Source organism: Seonamhaeicola marinus (genome assembly GCF_008085455.1).
This window is the reverse complement of record NZ_VSDQ01000577.1, coordinates 38,938-54,553: the sequence shown is the minus strand read 5'-3', so window position 1 is coordinate 54,553 and position 15,616 is coordinate 38,938. Positions and strand designations below refer to the sequence as shown.

The following is a 15,616-nucleotide window of genomic DNA, read 5'->3' as shown; positions in this document are numbered from 1 at the left end:
ATTTATTGAATGGTTCTCGATACAATTTCTTCGTTCCTCAGAAACCACTCGAACTGACAATTAAAAAGTAACAAATCACATTAATAAAATCAAACACAGGTTTTTTAAAATCATAATTCAGACTTAGATGGATACACTAATTGTAATAGGTGGCAGTAAAGGTATTGGCAAAGCTATAGTAGAACAATCTTTAGCGCATCACAAGGTTATAAATGTAAGCAGAACTGCTCCAGATATAACACATGAGCACCTAACACATTACGATTGCGATGTAACCACAGATGAACTACCAGAACTTAATGAAGCTAGTAAGTTGGTGTATTGTCCAGGTAGCATTAACCTAAAGCCTATTTCTAGATTAAGTGTAGAAGATTTTAAAAATGACTTTGAAATCAACGTTCTAGGCGCTGTTAAGGCTATACAAAAGTATTTACCTCTTTTAAAACAAAGTAACGCCCCTGCTATAGTATTGTTTAGTACGGTGGCGGCTAAGTTAGGCATGCCATTTCATGCTAGTATAGCTACAGCTAAATCTGGTGTAGAAGGCTTGGTAAAATCTTTAGGTGCCGAATTTGCGCCGTCTATTCGGATTAATGCCATAGCACCAACAGTCACCAATACAGAACTGGCTTCTAAGTTGCTAAGAAATGAGAAGATGATACAAACCATTACCGAGCGTCATCCGCTCAAAAAGTTTCTATCACCCAACGAAGTAGCAGATATGGCTACGTTTTTACTCTCTGAGAAAGCAGCATCCATTTCTGGTCAAATATTTGAAATGGACTGTGGCATTGTTAGTTTTAAAATATAAGTTAAAGCTACGGTAATTTGAATTTAAAAATAACATTAAGAACATTAAAACCAAACTGCTGTTGTTTCGACAGAACGCGGCATGAATGACGAGAAATCTTACAATCAAGAATATACTGCTCTTTAGTGATAAATATAATTTAGGACACACGATATATGAATCCAGTTAAAGCATTTTTAGCCACATTAAATATGGGTAGCACAGGCAAATCTCTAGATGTTCATAGTATCTATGATATTAAGATCAATAAGCTTAATAACACGTCTTTAGATTTATCAAAATTTAAAGGAAAGTACCTTCTATTTGTAAATGTTGCTTCAAAATGCGGCTTTACACCTCAGTATAAAGAATTACAAAAGCTATATGAAAAGTATCATGACAAACTAGAAATTATTGGCGTGCCTTGTAATCAGTTTGGAAATCAGGAACCAGGTGATAATGAAACAATAGCCTCTTTCTGCCAAGTAAATTATGGTGTAAAATTTACCATAACAGAAAAGGTAGATGTAAAAGGGAAATACAAACATTCTCTATACCATTGGCTAACCGAAAAAATCAATAATGGCGTTAAAAGCTCTTCGGTGAAATGGAATTTTCAAAAGTACTTGGTTAATCCACAAGGGCAATTAGTAGATTATTTCCTGTCTACAACTAGCCCTACCAGTTTTAAGATTACGAAACACCTTAAACCATAGGAGTTCCATATAATTAGTAAAATGATATTAAACACCATAAAAACAAACGGTTGTCATTTCGACAAAACGAGGCACGAGTGACGAGAAATCTCATAACCTAGATATGCTTCCTTAGGGTTAGTCTAAATGACAAACACAATTAAACATGCAACAGAAACACTTTTAAGTGTCAAAATACTCTTAATAGTAATCACTTTAAATAAAAAGCTATGTTTGGAATTTTTAAAAGGAAAACAGAAAAAGAAAAATTAGAACAAAAATTTAAAAAACTAATGCAAGAGTGGCATAGCCTATCTTCGGTTAATAGAGCGGCAAGTGATAAAAAGTATGCCGAAGCTCAAAAGATCGCAGCCTATTTGCATAAACTTAACCATGAAACTAGCTAAATATACCGTTGTTTTTTTAATTATAAATTTTGGTGCACTTGCTATTGGTACTTGGCTAATGGCGGATGGGCCACAAAAACCCTGGTATCTTAATTTAAATAAAGCACCGTGGACACCTCCTGGTTGGGTGTTTGGCGCAGCATGGTCTACAATTATGCTCTGTTTTTCTATTTATATGGCATATCTATACCAATTGCTGCCTACACCAAGGATTTTAGGGCTGTTTGGGGTACAATTTGTATTAAATGTAGGTTGGAACTATGTATTTTTCAATCAGCACTTAATAGGTGTTGGCCTAGTTGTAATTACGGGACTAACGAGTATTATTGCTTTTTTTCTCAACGACTACCGTAAACAAATGGGTTATAAAACACTGCTTATTCTCCCCTATTTAATTTGGCTATGTATCGCCTCCTCGTTAAACATGTATATTCTAATACACAATTAAAAATGAAAATTTATACCCTACATAGAACACAAAAGTTACCCATTTCTGTAGATGAAGCTTGGGATTTCCTTTCCGATCCTAAGAACTTAAAAGTTATAACACCAGATTATATGGGGTTTAACATCATTTCTGGCGCAGACAGACCCATGTACGCCGGACAGATCATTCAGTATATTGTAACACCAGTATTAGGCATAAAAACCAAATGGGTTACAGAAATAACACATGTTATTGACAAACAGTATTTTGTAGACGAGCAACGTTTTGGTCCTTATGCCCTTTGGCACCATAAACATTTTATAAAGGAAATTGAAGGTGGCGTAGAAATGGAAGATATCATACACTACAAAATACCTTTCGGTATTTTAGGGCAATTGGTACAACCATTTTTAGTAAAGCCAAAGCTCGAAGAAATTTTTAAATACCGTACAGAAAAACTGCAACAGCTTTTCGGAAACACAAACTCCTAAAAACAGAAAAATTGCACTTCTTACATTAAAAGGTGTTAATTAAGGTTAAAAAATAAATTTTACTTAATAAATACAATAAAAAAACATATGTTTGGCAAATTTTATTATATTGTCCAACCACAATACTATTTATTGTACCGACACAAAAATTGAAAATGACTTATGGAATTGATTGAAAGAGCATTAGCGTTTGAAAAGCGCAAACATACATTTAAAACCACTAGTGAGAGAATAGAATCTTCTCGTGAAGTTAAAGCGCTTATATTAGATATTAATAATATTTACAAAGAAAGTAAAGATCCTGAACTTATGGATCTTATGAAACGTTTAACCGTTATTAAGCAAAAAATAGAAAAACGCTTAAAAGGTAGACAAGACGATTTAATGGGTTAATACCTTAAGTATTTACCGGTTTAGAAAAGGCTTCAATAATATTGAAGCCTTTTTTATTTTTTATTAGTAGGTATTGCTTTATAGTTTTGAAATTTATTTTTACATTTGGTTAGGAAATTTCTTTAAATATATGCGGAATGAATTTTTGTGAAAATTCTGTATATTCATGCAATATAGTGGAATATAAAGAAGGAAGTTTCACATATAAACAAGTTGGGCATAATACAAATCAAAGTTAATGGGACTATCTCCTTCTACATTATTTCATCTTACATCTAAATCAGGATTGAAAGGAATCTTAAAGGACAATTTTAAAATCAAATATTGTTTTGAAAAATTAAGCCATAATGAGAAGAATTTGGAAATGGCAATACCTATGGTTTCATTTTGCGATATTAAAATCTCTGAGATAACAGAACATATTGGAAAGTATGGTTCTTATGGCATCGGATTGAGCAAAGAATGGGCAAGTGAAAAAGGCTTAAATCCATTACTATATCTAACCGATGAGTCAGATTTTTCAAATGTCCTGATATCTTCTATTCGAAAATTTGCACAAATCAAAACTGAAAACGTTGAGGATAGATATAATCTCACAAACATATTTAGATATATCAAAGTTTATGAAAGTGACTTAACCCGAAAAGGTAAAACACTTAAAAATTATCGTTTTGCAGATGAAAGAGAATGGAGATATACACCAAAAATGCGAGCGAATAAAAAATTCAAAGATTGGCTCTTACCTAATGAATATGATACACCAGAAAAAAAGAGAATAGAAAATACCAAACTTGCTAATGAAAGATTATACTTTAATGCTAACCAAATTCTTTACATAATCGTAAAAAAAGAATCTGAAATAAATGAAATAATTAATTACATAAAAACTGTCAAAGGAAAAAATTATACTATGGAAGAGGTGGACAGATTAACGACACGAATTTTATCTTGCGAAAGAATATTGAATGACTTTTAAAGTACTATGCCAAACAATATATAATCGCAACTACGGCGAATCCGACTACGTCCGAATCCACTCGGGATTGCTTACGTCAATGCCAAACCGAAAATTAACACATATAAACCCGTAACTGACGGTTATACCGTACCGTTACCCTCAATTAGAAAAAAATGGAAAATAAGAAAATCTGGAACAGCTTAGAAAGAGCAAAATTTATAATGTCGGTTATTACTGCATTAATATCTTTATTTCTGACCATTGGATTATTCTATTATGGAAACAAATATGAAAAAACCAAGTGGACAAATCAAACATTGACAACTAAAAAACTAGAGTTGTACGAATCTATGATGCCAAAATTTAATGCAATACTCTGCTATATGAATGACTATGGAACATTCAAAGAACATTCACCAAAGGAAATAATTGATTTTAAGAGATCCCTAAACTTAACATACTACACTAATAGAGATTTTTTCTCACCAGATTTTAAAAAAGAATACTTGAATTTCATAGACAACCTTTGTTTTGAGAATTACAGTGGTAAATGGGATTCTCAAATAAAAAAGGATTTTTCCTATTCAAAAGCTGGCTATGAAAAAATGAATCACGAAAATCCTTGGGACAATAGTTGGAATGAAATGTTTACCAACGAAACAGTAAACAAAAAGGAAATTGAAAATTCTTATTATCGATTAATGAATTTATTTATAGATGATATGGGGTTTATTAAAGAATAAAAACTAATGCCAACAAGATATATCACAGCAATTAAGGCAGATTCGAATACATCTGAATCCACTCTGAATTGCTAACAACAATTCTAAACCAAAATACAATAACTATTAACCCATAACTGATGGTTATAAGTAAACGTTGTGTTTTTTGAAAAAACTATCTCCAAAATGACCAATATCGAATTAAATGGATTACTAAATGAGTTTTTGACTAGGTGGCAAATAGAAGACATACGAAACATGAAACTCAATGATTATGTTGGTACTGGAAATAGAGATACTTTTTGTCAATGGGTGGAAACAAAAACAAGAATACTTGGGAGTATTAAAGGAATGACTTCTATTAAATTTGGTATTTATGAAAGAAAGAAACCAAACAAAAAACCTAAGAATTATGCCAACGGAAAAAAACACTCTTGGCTGAGAGCTTATGGAAATAATGAAAATGAAGTATTTGAAAATATAAAAAGTGACATTCTACAAATTATTAAATATTCTGAAAATGGAAATTTTAATAAAATCGATGATATTCTTTTACCAGATTTATTTAAGTGGAAAGTTGCATTTTTATATTCAAATGAAAGACTAATTCCCATTTTTAAAAGAGATGTATTGTTTTCTATTGGAAAACATTTTGGTTTAACAATCAATCGCCAGATTACGATATCTCAAATTCATGAAAAAATGATTCTTTATAAACCTTTCAACAAAAGTGTTTACGACTTTATGTTCGAACTTTATGAAAGATTTGGAAAAGGAGAGGATAAGCTTGAAATTGAAAAAGAAAAAAACATTCGAAAAAGAAAAGGAACTACAAAAAGAAATACAAAACCTCAAATACGAACAACTTCTAGTACCTCTTTTATTGTTGAACAAAAGCATAACAAAATACAGGAAGCTCTTAAAGAAAAATTATCCACTAAATACGGTGAAGAAAATGTCATTCTAGAAGAGAATTATGTCGACGTTAAGCTTTTACAACCTGATTACATAGGATTTTATGAAGTAAAATCATCTTCTTATGCTAGTCAATGTATACGAGAAGCTCTAGGCCAAGTTTTACAATATAGTTTTTGTGACACTGACACTAGAAAGAAAAAAATTATTGTTGTAGGCCAGTATCCTGCAAATGACCAAGATTTAGGATATATAAATTATATCAAAGAAAAATTAAACCTCGATTTTGAGTATTTGAATATCTCAATATAGATAACACGAAACACAACAACCAATAAGCTCAATTTTGGGCTTTGTTTCTAAACCAAAGTTCTGTACTTTTAAACTCCTTTGATCTAGCTGATAGACCTCCGCCATATCAACCTAAAAATTAGCTTATTAAACCCGATGATATGTAATATCCACCAAACTCTTGAAATGAATAAAACGCTAATTTTAATATTAACACTTTTACCTCTAATTTCATTTGGTCAGCATTTAAAATATTGTGAATCTGCAAAGCAAGTGGAATCATATTTGAGTGGACAATGGAGAGAGAACAATGCTGAATCTAAAACGGTTTATAAATACTGGTTTACTAAAGGAAAAGGACATTTATCGGAATCAGAAATTAGTGAAAACGGAGAAGAACTAATTGAACTAGAAGTCCAACCATTTGTAGAAATCATAAAATATGATGGAGGATTTAAAATAAAGTTCATTTATCAATATGAAACATGGATTTCGGAATTAAAATACTTGAACTCCAGTAAACTAGTTTTAAAAAGAAACGGTGTAGAAACAGAGTTTTATAAACTCTATAAATAATAATTGGCATATCATTTCCATTAATGAAATCTCAATTAATTCTTTTAAGTATAAAAACAATCCCATAGTTTTTTCGTTATCACACTAAGACTATCAAAAAACATCGCTCTAATGCTTACCAAAATCTTTCGTATCTCCTCTATACTAATAGTTGTATGCGCTTTTACTTCAATAACCCTAGCTCAAAATTGGAAAAACCCAGCAGAAAAATACACCAATAGTTATAAAGCCTATATAAACGCAAAGTGCCCCATTCCTAAAAGTAACATCAAGCACTTTGTATACTTTTCAAAAGACAGACATCGTATTAAAGGGCATGCGTTTTTGGCTCATAATGCCTTTAAAGGTGCTCAAGTTATGTACGCTTGGAAACAATTAGAACCTCAAAAAGGCAAGTATGATTTTAGCGTAATAGAAGAAGACCTAAACTATCTTAAAAAATACGGCAAGAAGCTCTTTATTCAACTGCAAGACGCTTCGTTTAATGTTAAGTATAATCCTGTCCCCGAATACTTAACTACCAATGCCTATGCCAATGGAGCCCTACTTCATTACGAACATAAAACCCCGGAAGGTTGGGTAGCTAAACGATGGAATACTAAAGTTCAGGAAAGGTTCGCACTGCTATTACAAGCATTAGGTAAAAGATTTGATGGGGAAATAGAAGGAATAAATCTGCAAGAAACTGCAATAAGTATCAATACATCTAAAGCACCAGACTTTTCTGAAAAGGCCTACGTTGAAGGACTCAAAGCAAATATGCTTGCCCTTAAAACTGCCTTCCCGAAATCTACCACAATGCTCTATGCCAATTTTATGCCAGGAGAATGGCTCCCGTGGGACGATAAAGGGTATTTAAAAAGCATTTATGCATACGGAGAAGCTATAGGCGTTGGCTTAGGTGCTCCCGATTTAATGTTTACTAGAAAAGGCCAACTTAACCACGCTTTAGCACAGATGCATGAAGGCGATTTTAGCACGCCTCTCGGAATAGCCATTCAAGATGGTAATTACATTGGAAAAACTGGCGCTGACCTAGACTATAATGAACATATCGACAAAGGGACGTCAAGACAAAGTATTGTTCCTATGTTATATGCTTTTGCTAGTGATTTCTTAAAGGTAGATTATATGTTTTGGGTAAATCAAAAACCATATTTTGAAGAAGATGTTTTACCTTGTTTTACCAATGAGTAAAAAGAAACTTGGTATTTAACACATAAATATTAGAAACTCCATTAGAAAACAAGTATCTGCGCTTTCCAAGCAAGCCATAAACCTATAAAATAGCTACAACCCAGACTAATAGGTCACCTTATAACCACGCACCGTATTATGAAAAAATGTAGGTACTATAAGTGTTTTGGTTTCAGGAATAAAATCTATATCTGCTGCGTTAATAGATGCCTCTTTAGTATCTAAAAGTTTTGTCTTAGTCCAATCTTTAGCATTTATATAATAGATTTCACCTTTCCAGCTAGAGGTGATAAAATCGCCATTTTCTAATTTAACAATACCATCACCATGACCAATACCTTCAGTTAATTTTTTAAAGGTATTTGAGGCGTTATCGTACATACCAAAATGTTGTGTACCAGAATCTAAGTAATACATCCCTTCACTTTGAAATAACAATCCGTTTAAACGCTTTAAGTTTAAAGTATCTGAGGCATAAGCCACCAAGGCTTCATTTTCTAATTTATAAATGGTATTTGAGCCCGAACCTGAAGCATAAACCACACCTTTATCATCTACTGTAATATCGTTTAATTGTGGCGTACCTTCCATAGTAAACCTGTTGGTTATGCTTTTAGAAGCCATATTAATTTCAACAACTTGGTCTATGTCATTTACATAAAGATTGCCATTACTAATGCCCAAGCCTTTTGGTCCGCTTACACCTTCAACCCATTTTAAATCGGTAATCTCTCCTTTGGTATTTAATGTGGAGATAAATCCGTTACCATCTTTTCCCCAAGGATTGTTATTTATGTTAGAAACGAAAATAGTTTGAGACGCTTTATCATACAACACCGCCTCACAAGTAGTCATCAATGTGTCTGTTTCCCAAACTAATTCTAAAGAAGGGGTTATGTTTTCGGTTGTGGCAACTGCTTTAACTTCGTTAGACTTGCTTTTGTTATTGCAAGACATTAAAATAGATAGTGTAACTAAAAGAACTACAACAAGATTTTTCATGGTATAAAGGTATTTAGTACCACAAATTAAATAAATAATTGATGGACTATACCCTAAACCTTATTAAAAGACAAGAATTTTCTTTAGTTTGACCAATATGAACCAAGCCCTAATCTAAGCGCTCAATCTTAGCACCAATAGCTCTTAAACGCTCATCAATATTTTCGTAACCACGGTCTATCTGATTGATATTCATAATGGTTGAAGTGCCCCTAGCAGACAAAGCTGCAATAAGCAAACTTACTCCGGCACGAATATCTGGCGATGTCATTGTAGTGGCTTTTAGGGTAGATTTAAAATCGTGACCTATTACAGTAGCCCTGTGCGGATCACATAATATGATCTTAGCACCCATATCGATTAACTTATCTACAAAGAATAAGCGACTTTCAAACATTTTTTGGTGTATAAGCACGCTACCTCTAGCTTGTGTTGCTACTACTAAAACAATACTTAATAAATCTGGAGTAAATCCAGGCCAAGGCGCATCTGCTATTGTTAGAATAGATCCATCTATAAAGTTTTGTATTTCATAACCATCGGTATGCGCAGGGATAAAAATATCATCGCCGCGTTTTTCAACGGTAATTCCTAATTTTCTGAATATATTTGGAATTACGCCTAAATCGTTCCAAGATACATTGGTAATGGTAAGCTCGCTTTTGGTCATAGCAGCAAGACCAATCCAGCTTCCAATTTCAATCATATCTGGTAGCATGGTATGTTCTGTACCACCTAAATTTTCAACGCCATCAATAATTAACATGTTAGAGCCTACACCACTTATCTTAGCTCCCATTCTATTCAGCATTTTACATAACTGCTGTAAATAAGGCTCACAAGCTGCGTTGTAAATGGTGGTTTGCCCTTCGGCTAAAACCGCTGCCATTACAATATTTGCGGTACCCGTTACAGAAGCTTCCTCTAGGAGCATGTAGCTTCCCTTTAATCGTTCTGCCTCAACACCGTAAAACTGTTCTTCTTTACTATATCTAAATTTGGCACCTAAGTTAATTAAGCCTTCAAAATGTGTATCTAATCTTCTGCGCCCAATTTTGTCACCACCAGGTTTAGGAATATAACCTTTCCCAAAACGCGCTAACAACGGACCAACAATCATTATAGACCCACGTAAACCACGTCCGTCTACTTTAAATTCATCAGATTCTAAATAATCTAAGTCAACTTGATCTGCTTGAAACGTATAAGTGCCCTTGGACAGTTTTTCTACTTTAACTCCAAGCTTTCTTAGAAGGTTTATGAGTTTGTTTACATCAACAATATCAGGAATATTATTAATTGTAACTTTTTCTGGAGTTAATAAAACTGCACATAAAATTTGTAATGCTTCGTTTTTTGCACCTTGTGGTTGTATGCTTCCTTTAAGCTGATGACCACCTTCAATTTTAAATATTCCCATGCCTTATTTAGTAGCGTTTCCTTCCTCTATTTTGTTTTTTGTGATGTCCTCCTTTTTTGTTGCTAGAAAATTTATTCTTAGTTCGCATTAAGCTGTTAGAATCTGATAAATCTTCCTCAGAATTTCGTAAATCGATTTTTCCTCCAGATAATTCAAATAAATGATCGAATATAACAACATCTTCAACCGTGTCTTTATTCCAATTTAAAAAACACTTTTTCATATGATTTGCAATGGTATAGGTTAAAGCTTCTTTAAGCTCACCATCTTCCCATGTATTAGCAACGTCTATCATCGTTTTAATATTGTTTCCGTAAAAACGATATTTTGGATGATTTTGAGGATACTCTAAAGGCTCTGGTTTTTCTTCTAAAAGTTCTTTAGTTGGTTTTGGGTAAGGCGAATCTACATCTAATTCGAAATTAGACATGATAAATAATTGATCCCAAAGTTTATGCTGAAAATCTGGAACGTCTCTTAAATGCGGCTGCATATTTCCCATTACAGAAATTATGGCTTTAGCTATTTTATTACGTTCTTCTTTATCTTCAACGGTTTTAGCATGATTAATCATTTTCTGCATATGACGCCCATATTCAGGAATGATTAAATGCTCACGCTCTGTATTATATTCTAAATTATCAATCAAAATTAAAAGTGTGGAATTAAATTATTTGCAGGGAGTTCGTTCTGCTTGTGCAAAATACAAAAAAAAACTAAAGGCTAATGACCCCTTCAATTTTTTCTGCTACTTCTTTATATTTTTCTATAACCTGATTTGGATCACGCATTAAAAGGTTTACAGAAACACTGGTGTATTTGCCGTTTTTAGATTCTACCGAATTTATAACAGCGCCCATATTATCAAATATACCCTCTAATTTAGCAATCTTTTTACTGTCTGATTTTACAATAAATTTATATAAATATTCAGCCGGCCAACTTGTAGTTTCGTATAACTGACCTCTTAATTTATCATAAAATTCTTCTGATTTGGAAGATGAATTCATAGCATTTTTATATGGCACAAAAGTACATGATTTTTTTAATTGACACACTTATTAAACTAACAGATTACCCGTTCTAAGATCTAACACTATCTCCCGTGTCATACTGAACTAGTTTCAGCATCTCTAAATTGCTGTAATCAGTACTATTTTACCGAGAACATAAAACAAGTTCAAGTTGACAAAAGGCTTTTCTGTGATGATTAACCTTAAAAAATGAACAACTACTTATGGTTTAGTAAACCATTACCCGTTTGCACAACACCCATACTTCAAGTGATTTCCTGTCATCTCCTGTGTCATGCAGAACTAGTTTCAGCATCTCAAAATTACTGTAATTAGTACTATTTTAACGGAGAACCTGAAACAAGTTCAGGTTGGCAATAGGCATTTTTGTGGTGATTAACCTTAAAAAATGAACAACTACTTATGGTTTAGCAAACAATTACCCGTTTGCGCAACACCCATACTTCCAATGATTTCATGTCATCTTCTGTGTCATGCTGAACTAGTTTCAGCATCCCTAAATTGCTGTAATCAGTACTATTTTACCGAGAACCTGAAACAAGTTCTGGTTGACAAAAGACTTTTCTGTGGTGATTAACCTTAAAAAATGAATACCTTCATATAGTTTAGCAAACAATTACCCGTTTGCGCAACACCCATACTTCCAATGATTTCATGTCATCTTCTGTGTCATGCTGAACTAGTTTCAGTATCTCAAAATTTCTGTAATTAGTACTATTTTAACCGAGAACCAGAAACAGGTTCAGGTTAACAACAGATTTCCGAATTGATTTTTTTGACTTTTATTCAATCATATCTCAACAAAAGAAATACACACTTTAGTTTCTATTTTTTTAATCAATTCTAAATTCCGATTTTTACAGTTAAAATTTAGAATTTGAATAAGAAAAGAGTCGTTATTACAGGCGGACCAGGAACAGGCAAAACTTCAATCATTAACACCTTAAAAAAAAGAGGCTTTTACTGTTTTGATGAAGTTATAAGGTCGCTAACCTTAGAGGCCAAAAAAGAAATAGAAGCAGATTTGCATATTTCTAACCCAATTGCGTTTACCAATGATCCAAAAGATTTTAACACCAAACTACTAAATGGTCGTGTTGAACAATTTAAAAACGGTAGCGAATTAGATCATCCAATTGTATTTTTTGATCGTGGTATTCCAGACGTTTTAGCTTATATGGACTTTTTCAATCAAGAATATGACGACGTGTTTACCAATGCATGTAAAACGCACACCTATTCTAACATTTGTTTATTACCGCCTTGGAAGGAAATCTATAAAACGGATAACGAACGTTTTGAGAGCTATGAAGAAGCTTTAGAAATTCACGAGGCTTTAGTAAGTATTTATAAAAAATTTAATTACACTATTTTAGAAGTGCCTTTTGGTACTGTTGAAGAGCGCACCAATTTTATTCTTGATGCCTTAAAGTAGCCCAATGGAACATCCCATTAACATACTAGAACGTTATTGGAATTACACCGAATTTAGAAACAATCAAGAAGCCATTATTGATGCCATTCTAAACGGTGATGATACCTTTGTATTATTGCCTACAGGTGGTGGGAAATCTATTTGCTTTCAGGTCCCAGCATTGATTAAGGAAGGCATCTGTATTGTAGTATCGCCTTTAATTGCCCTCATGAAAGACCAAGTACAGGCCTTACAAAATAAGGGCATTAAAGCGCTGGCTATTACTAGTGGGATTTCACAATCTGACTTAGATACACTTTTAGACAATTGTATTTACGGAAATTACAAATTCCTATACTTATCACCTGAACGCTTGCAACAAGAACTTGTTCAAGATAGAATACGGCAAATGAATGTGAACCTTATTGCAGTAGATGAAGCACATTGTATTTCGCAATGGGGTAACGATTTTAGACCATCTTATAAAAACATTTCATTATTAAGACGCCTACAACCTTCGGCAAATGTTGTGGCCTTAACTGCCTCTGCAAAACCAGAAGTAGTTGAAGATATTGTAAAAGAGCTGGATTTTATTCAACCTAAAATATTTAAACAGTCCTTTTTGCGTGAAAATTTGGGGTATATGGTGTATCATGAACACGACAAATACTACCGCCTAGAGACCATCTTAAAAAAATACACCCAACCCTCAATTATTTATGTAAGAAACAGAAAATTAACCATTGAGGTATCTAGACATTTAGAGTCTAAAAACATTAGCGCAACGCATTACCACGGCGGACTTTCTAATATTGAAAAAGAAGCTAATATGACGGCTTGGTTAAACAACCAAAAGCAAGTTATGGTGGCCACTAATGCCTTTGGGATGGGTATTGACAAGCCTGATGTTAAAACCGTAATTCACATTAACTTACCAGACAGTATTGAAAGTTATTTTCAAGAAGCCGGAAGAGCTGGTAGAAATGGCGAAAAGGCTTTTGCTGTTATATTAAAAGATAATGCCGATGTTGAATTGGTTAAAAATCAGTTCTTAAGCATCTTACCAACCGTAGAATATACCAAACAGGTTTATAGAAAGCTCTGTAACTACTTCCAGATTTCCTATGGCGAAGGAGAATATAAAGTTTTTGATTTTAGTTTCACAGACTTTTGCAAGACCTATAATTTTAATCAGGTATTGTGCTATAATACCCTGCAGTTATTAGATAGAAATAGTATCATTAACCTATCTAAGCAATTTAAGAACAATGTTACTGTTCAATTTATAATGCAAAGTCCTGCCATTTTTAATTATTTAGATAAAAATGACGATTTAAATATTATGGTAAAGTCCATACTAAGAATGTATGGCGGCATTTTTGACTTTGAAACCAAAATAAACACCCTTAAAATAGCTCAAAAAGCATCGGTACCAGAAACTAAACTATTAGAAACTTTAAACAGGCTAGAAAAAGACGGTGTTATAACCTATAATTCTGCCAAGACCGACGCCCAAATTACGTTTATCTTGCCAAGGGAAGATGATAAAACTATTAATAGAATTGCAAAAACAATTGAACAGCAGAACAAGCTAAAACAGCAACAAGTGCAGGCTGTATTAGATTATATTGAAAACGATACGGTATGCAAAAGTGTGCAGCTCCTCTCCTATTTTGGCGAAAAACATGTTGAACCATGTGGCATATGTTCGGTATGTATTTCTAATAAAAAAAGTGATAAAAAAGTTGATGTTTCAACATTAAAAAGCCGTATCATTGAGCTTTTAGAAAAAGGCGACTTATCATCTAGAGCTATTGTTTCTAAATTAAAATGTTCTGAACAGGATTTAAAAACGGTTTTAAAGCTTATGTTAGAACATAATATTATTATAATTACACAAACAAACACTTATAAACTAAGCCATTTATGAGGGACTTAAGAATCGTTTTTATGGGTACACCAGATTTTGCGGTTGCAACCTTAAAAACATTAGTAGATAACGACTATAATATCGTTGGGGTTATTACAGCTCCGGACAAACCTGCCGGAAGAGGACGTAAACTAAACGAAAGTGCCGTAAAAAAATATGCGAAAGCCAATAACCTAAACGTCTTGCAACCTACTAATTTAAAAAGTGAAGACTTTATTAATGAATTAGCTGCGTTAAAAGCTAATCTTCAAATTGTAGTAGCTTTTAGAATGTTACCAAAAGTGGTCTGGCAAATGCCAGAATATGGTACCTTTAATTTACATGCTTCGCTCTTACCTAATTATAGAGGAGCTGCTCCAATTAACTGGGCTATTATTAATGGTGAAACTAAAACAGGCGTTTCTACCTTTTTTATTGATGAAAAAATAGATACAGGCGAAATGATTCTTCAAGAAGACATTGCAATTGATGCTTCAGAAAATGCAGGAAGCTTGCATGATAAACTTATGACTTTAGGTAGTGCTTTAGTTTTAAAAACGGTTGCCTTAATTCAAAAAGGTAATGTGAAAACCAAACCCCAAGTAGATACCGCCGACATTAAAACGGCTTACAAACTAAATAGGGATAATTGTAAAATAGACTGGAATGCAGCTTTAGACCATATATATAATCAAATTCGTGGCCTAAGTCCGTATCCAGCAGCTTGGTGTACTTTAATTAACGGAGAAGATAAACTGGATATAAAAATTTACAAAGCCGAAAAAGAAATAAAGGAGCATACTAATGAAGTTGGCACAATAGTTTTTACCAAAAACGAATTAAAAGTTTCAGTTTCAGAAGGATACATTAAAATTACAGAAATTAAGATTCCAGGAAAGCGAAATATGGATGTAAAATCCTTTTTAAATGGATTTTCCTTTGAAAGCAATGCTAAAATGCTCTAAACCCTTATTA

18 protein-coding genes are annotated in these 15,616 nt (G+C 33.1%); 14 read left to right on the top strand and 4 right to left on the bottom strand.

Annotated elements, in window-relative coordinates; all coding sequences use genetic code 11:
* Positions 1-127: 127 nt before the first annotated feature.
* The 11 genes from FUA24_RS08580 to FUA24_RS08530 all read left to right on the top strand — a co-directional run bounded on the left by FUA24_RS08580 (position 128) and on the right by FUA24_RS08530 (position 7,862).
* The gene (locus tag FUA24_RS08580; RefSeq protein WP_148541367.1) at positions 128-811 is read left to right on the top strand and encodes an SDR family NAD(P)-dependent oxidoreductase; all 684 of its coding nucleotides are present in this window, start codon (positions 128-130) and stop codon (positions 809-811) included.
* A gap of 155 nt (positions 812-966) precedes the next feature.
* A complete protein-coding gene (locus tag FUA24_RS08575; RefSeq protein WP_148541365.1) occupies positions 967-1,506 on the top strand; it encodes a glutathione peroxidase in 540 nt (179 codons plus the stop codon).
* Between the two features lie 209 nt (positions 1,507-1,715).
* Entirely contained in the window at positions 1,716-1,892 is a 177-nt protein-coding gene (locus FUA24_RS08570) for a Lacal_2735 family protein (RefSeq protein ID WP_148541363.1), read from the top strand.
* Positions 1,879-2,340 carry a TspO/MBR family protein gene (locus tag FUA24_RS08565; protein WP_148541361.1) on the top strand — a complete coding sequence of 154 codons (462 nt, stop codon included), beginning with the start codon at positions 1,879-1,881 and terminating at the stop codon, positions 2,338-2,340. The genes FUA24_RS08570 and FUA24_RS08565 overlap by 14 nt, the downstream gene beginning before the upstream one ends.
* A 2-nt stretch (positions 2,341-2,342) precedes the next feature.
* On the top strand, positions 2,343-2,810 hold the full coding sequence (locus FUA24_RS08560; RefSeq protein WP_148541359.1) for an SRPBCC family protein: 468 nt from the start codon (positions 2,343-2,345) through the stop codon (positions 2,808-2,810).
* Positions 2,811-2,972: 162 nt separating this feature from the next.
* Positions 2,973-3,203 carry a hypothetical protein gene (locus FUA24_RS08555; RefSeq protein WP_148541357.1) on the top strand — a complete coding sequence of 77 codons (231 nt, stop codon included), beginning with the start codon at positions 2,973-2,975 and terminating at the stop codon, positions 3,201-3,203.
* Positions 3,204-3,441: 238 nt separating this feature from the next.
* Positions 3,442-4,179 carry an abortive infection system antitoxin AbiGi family protein gene (locus FUA24_RS08550; RefSeq protein ID WP_148541355.1) on the top strand — a complete coding sequence of 246 codons (738 nt, stop codon included), beginning with the start codon at positions 3,442-3,444 and terminating at the stop codon, positions 4,177-4,179.
* A gap of 155 nt (positions 4,180-4,334) precedes the next feature.
* Entirely contained in the window at positions 4,335-4,904 is a 570-nt protein-coding gene (locus FUA24_RS08545; protein WP_148541353.1) for a hypothetical protein, read from the top strand.
* 165 nt (positions 4,905-5,069) lie between these two features.
* Positions 5,070-6,110, top strand: a complete 1,041-nt coding sequence (locus tag FUA24_RS08540) for a hypothetical protein (protein WP_148541351.1) — start codon at positions 5,070-5,072, stop codon at positions 6,108-6,110.
* Positions 6,111-6,275: 165 nt separating this feature from the next.
* Positions 6,276-6,665, top strand: coding sequence for a hypothetical protein (locus FUA24_RS08535; protein WP_148541349.1), 390 nt, complete (start codon positions 6,276-6,278; stop codon positions 6,663-6,665).
* Between the two features lie 111 nt (positions 6,666-6,776).
* On the top strand, positions 6,777-7,862 hold the full coding sequence (locus FUA24_RS08530; RefSeq protein ID WP_148541347.1) for a beta-galactosidase: 1,086 nt from the start codon (positions 6,777-6,779) through the stop codon (positions 7,860-7,862).
* 105 nt (positions 7,863-7,967) lie between these two features.
* On the opposite strand, the gene FUA24_RS08525 is transcribed toward FUA24_RS08530, so the two are convergent.
* The 4 genes from FUA24_RS08525 to FUA24_RS08510 all read right to left on the bottom strand — a co-directional run bounded on the left by FUA24_RS08525 (position 7,968) and on the right by FUA24_RS08510 (position 11,294).
* Positions 7,968-8,864 carry an NHL repeat-containing protein gene (locus tag FUA24_RS08525; RefSeq protein ID WP_148541345.1) on the bottom strand — a complete coding sequence of 299 codons (897 nt, stop codon included), beginning with the start codon at positions 8,862-8,864 and terminating at the stop codon, positions 7,968-7,970.
* Between the two features lie 109 nt (positions 8,865-8,973).
* Positions 8,974-10,284 (bottom strand): UDP-N-acetylglucosamine 1-carboxyvinyltransferase, encoded by a 1,311-nt coding sequence (murA, locus tag FUA24_RS08520; protein ID WP_148541343.1) that lies wholly within the window; start codon positions 10,282-10,284, stop codon positions 8,974-8,976.
* 7 nt (positions 10,285-10,291) lie between these two features.
* A complete protein-coding gene (locus tag FUA24_RS08515; protein ID WP_148541341.1) occupies positions 10,292-10,933 on the bottom strand; it encodes a DUF4290 domain-containing protein in 642 nt (213 codons plus the stop codon).
* A gap of 67 nt (positions 10,934-11,000) precedes the next feature.
* Complete coding sequence (locus FUA24_RS08510) at positions 11,001-11,294, bottom strand: DUF493 family protein (protein WP_148541339.1); 294 nt, start codon at positions 11,292-11,294, stop codon at positions 11,001-11,003.
* Between the two features lie 901 nt (positions 11,295-12,195).
* Here FUA24_RS08510 and FUA24_RS08505 point away from each other — a divergent pair.
* Genes FUA24_RS08505 through fmt form a run of 3 tightly spaced genes read left to right on the top strand, consistent with a single transcriptional unit; the run spans position 12,196 to position 15,606 of the window.
* Positions 12,196-12,753, top strand: coding sequence for an AAA family ATPase (locus tag FUA24_RS08505; RefSeq protein ID WP_148541337.1), 558 nt, complete (start codon positions 12,196-12,198; stop codon positions 12,751-12,753).
* A 4-nt stretch (positions 12,754-12,757) separates the two neighbouring features.
* On the top strand, positions 12,758-14,662 hold the full coding sequence (locus FUA24_RS08500; protein WP_148541335.1) for a RecQ family ATP-dependent DNA helicase: 1,905 nt from the start codon (positions 12,758-12,760) through the stop codon (positions 14,660-14,662).
* Complete coding sequence (fmt, locus tag FUA24_RS08495) at positions 14,659-15,606, top strand: methionyl-tRNA formyltransferase (protein ID WP_148541334.1); 948 nt, start codon at positions 14,659-14,661, stop codon at positions 15,604-15,606. The genes FUA24_RS08500 and fmt overlap by 4 nt, the downstream gene beginning before the upstream one ends.
* Positions 15,607-15,616: the final 10 nt, after the last annotated feature.

Bases quoted from the DNA above. Each gene is read 5' to 3' on its own strand.
- FUA24_RS08555 (WP_148541357.1), top strand. From the start codon at position 2,973: ATGGAATTGATTGAAAGAGCATTAGCGTTTGAAAAGCGCAAACATACA.
- FUA24_RS08525 (WP_148541345.1), bottom strand. From the start codon at position 8,864: ATGAAAAATCTTGTTGTAGTTCTTTTAGTTACACTATCTATTTTAATG.
- FUA24_RS08545 (WP_148541353.1), top strand. From the start codon at position 4,335: ATGGAAAATAAGAAAATCTGGAACAGCTTAGAAAGAGCAAAATTTATA.
- FUA24_RS08540 (WP_148541351.1), top strand. From the start codon at position 5,070: ATGACCAATATCGAATTAAATGGATTACTAAATGAGTTTTTGACTAGG.
- FUA24_RS08530 (WP_148541347.1), top strand. From the start codon at position 6,777: ATGCTTACCAAAATCTTTCGTATCTCCTCTATACTAATAGTTGTATGC.
- FUA24_RS08560 (WP_148541359.1), top strand. From the start codon at position 2,343: ATGAAAATTTATACCCTACATAGAACACAAAAGTTACCCATTTCTGTA.
- FUA24_RS08550 (WP_148541355.1), top strand. From the start codon at position 3,442: ATGGGACTATCTCCTTCTACATTATTTCATCTTACATCTAAATCAGGA.
- fmt (WP_148541334.1), top strand. From the start codon at position 14,659: ATGAGGGACTTAAGAATCGTTTTTATGGGTACACCAGATTTTGCGGTT.
- FUA24_RS08570 (WP_148541363.1), top strand. From the start codon at position 1,716: ATGTTTGGAATTTTTAAAAGGAAAACAGAAAAAGAAAAATTAGAACAA.
- FUA24_RS08575 (WP_148541365.1), top strand. From the start codon at position 967: ATGAATCCAGTTAAAGCATTTTTAGCCACATTAAATATGGGTAGCACA.
- FUA24_RS08510 (WP_148541339.1), bottom strand. From the start codon at position 11,294: ATGAATTCATCTTCCAAATCAGAAGAATTTTATGATAAATTAAGAGGT.
- FUA24_RS08580 (WP_148541367.1), top strand. From the start codon at position 128: ATGGATACACTAATTGTAATAGGTGGCAGTAAAGGTATTGGCAAAGCT.
- FUA24_RS08535 (WP_148541349.1), top strand. From the start codon at position 6,276: ATGAATAAAACGCTAATTTTAATATTAACACTTTTACCTCTAATTTCA.
- FUA24_RS08500 (WP_148541335.1), top strand. From the start codon at position 12,758: ATGGAACATCCCATTAACATACTAGAACGTTATTGGAATTACACCGAA.
- murA (WP_148541343.1), bottom strand. From the start codon at position 10,284: ATGGGAATATTTAAAATTGAAGGTGGTCATCAGCTTAAAGGAAGCATA.
- FUA24_RS08565 (WP_148541361.1), top strand. From the start codon at position 1,879: ATGAAACTAGCTAAATATACCGTTGTTTTTTTAATTATAAATTTTGGT.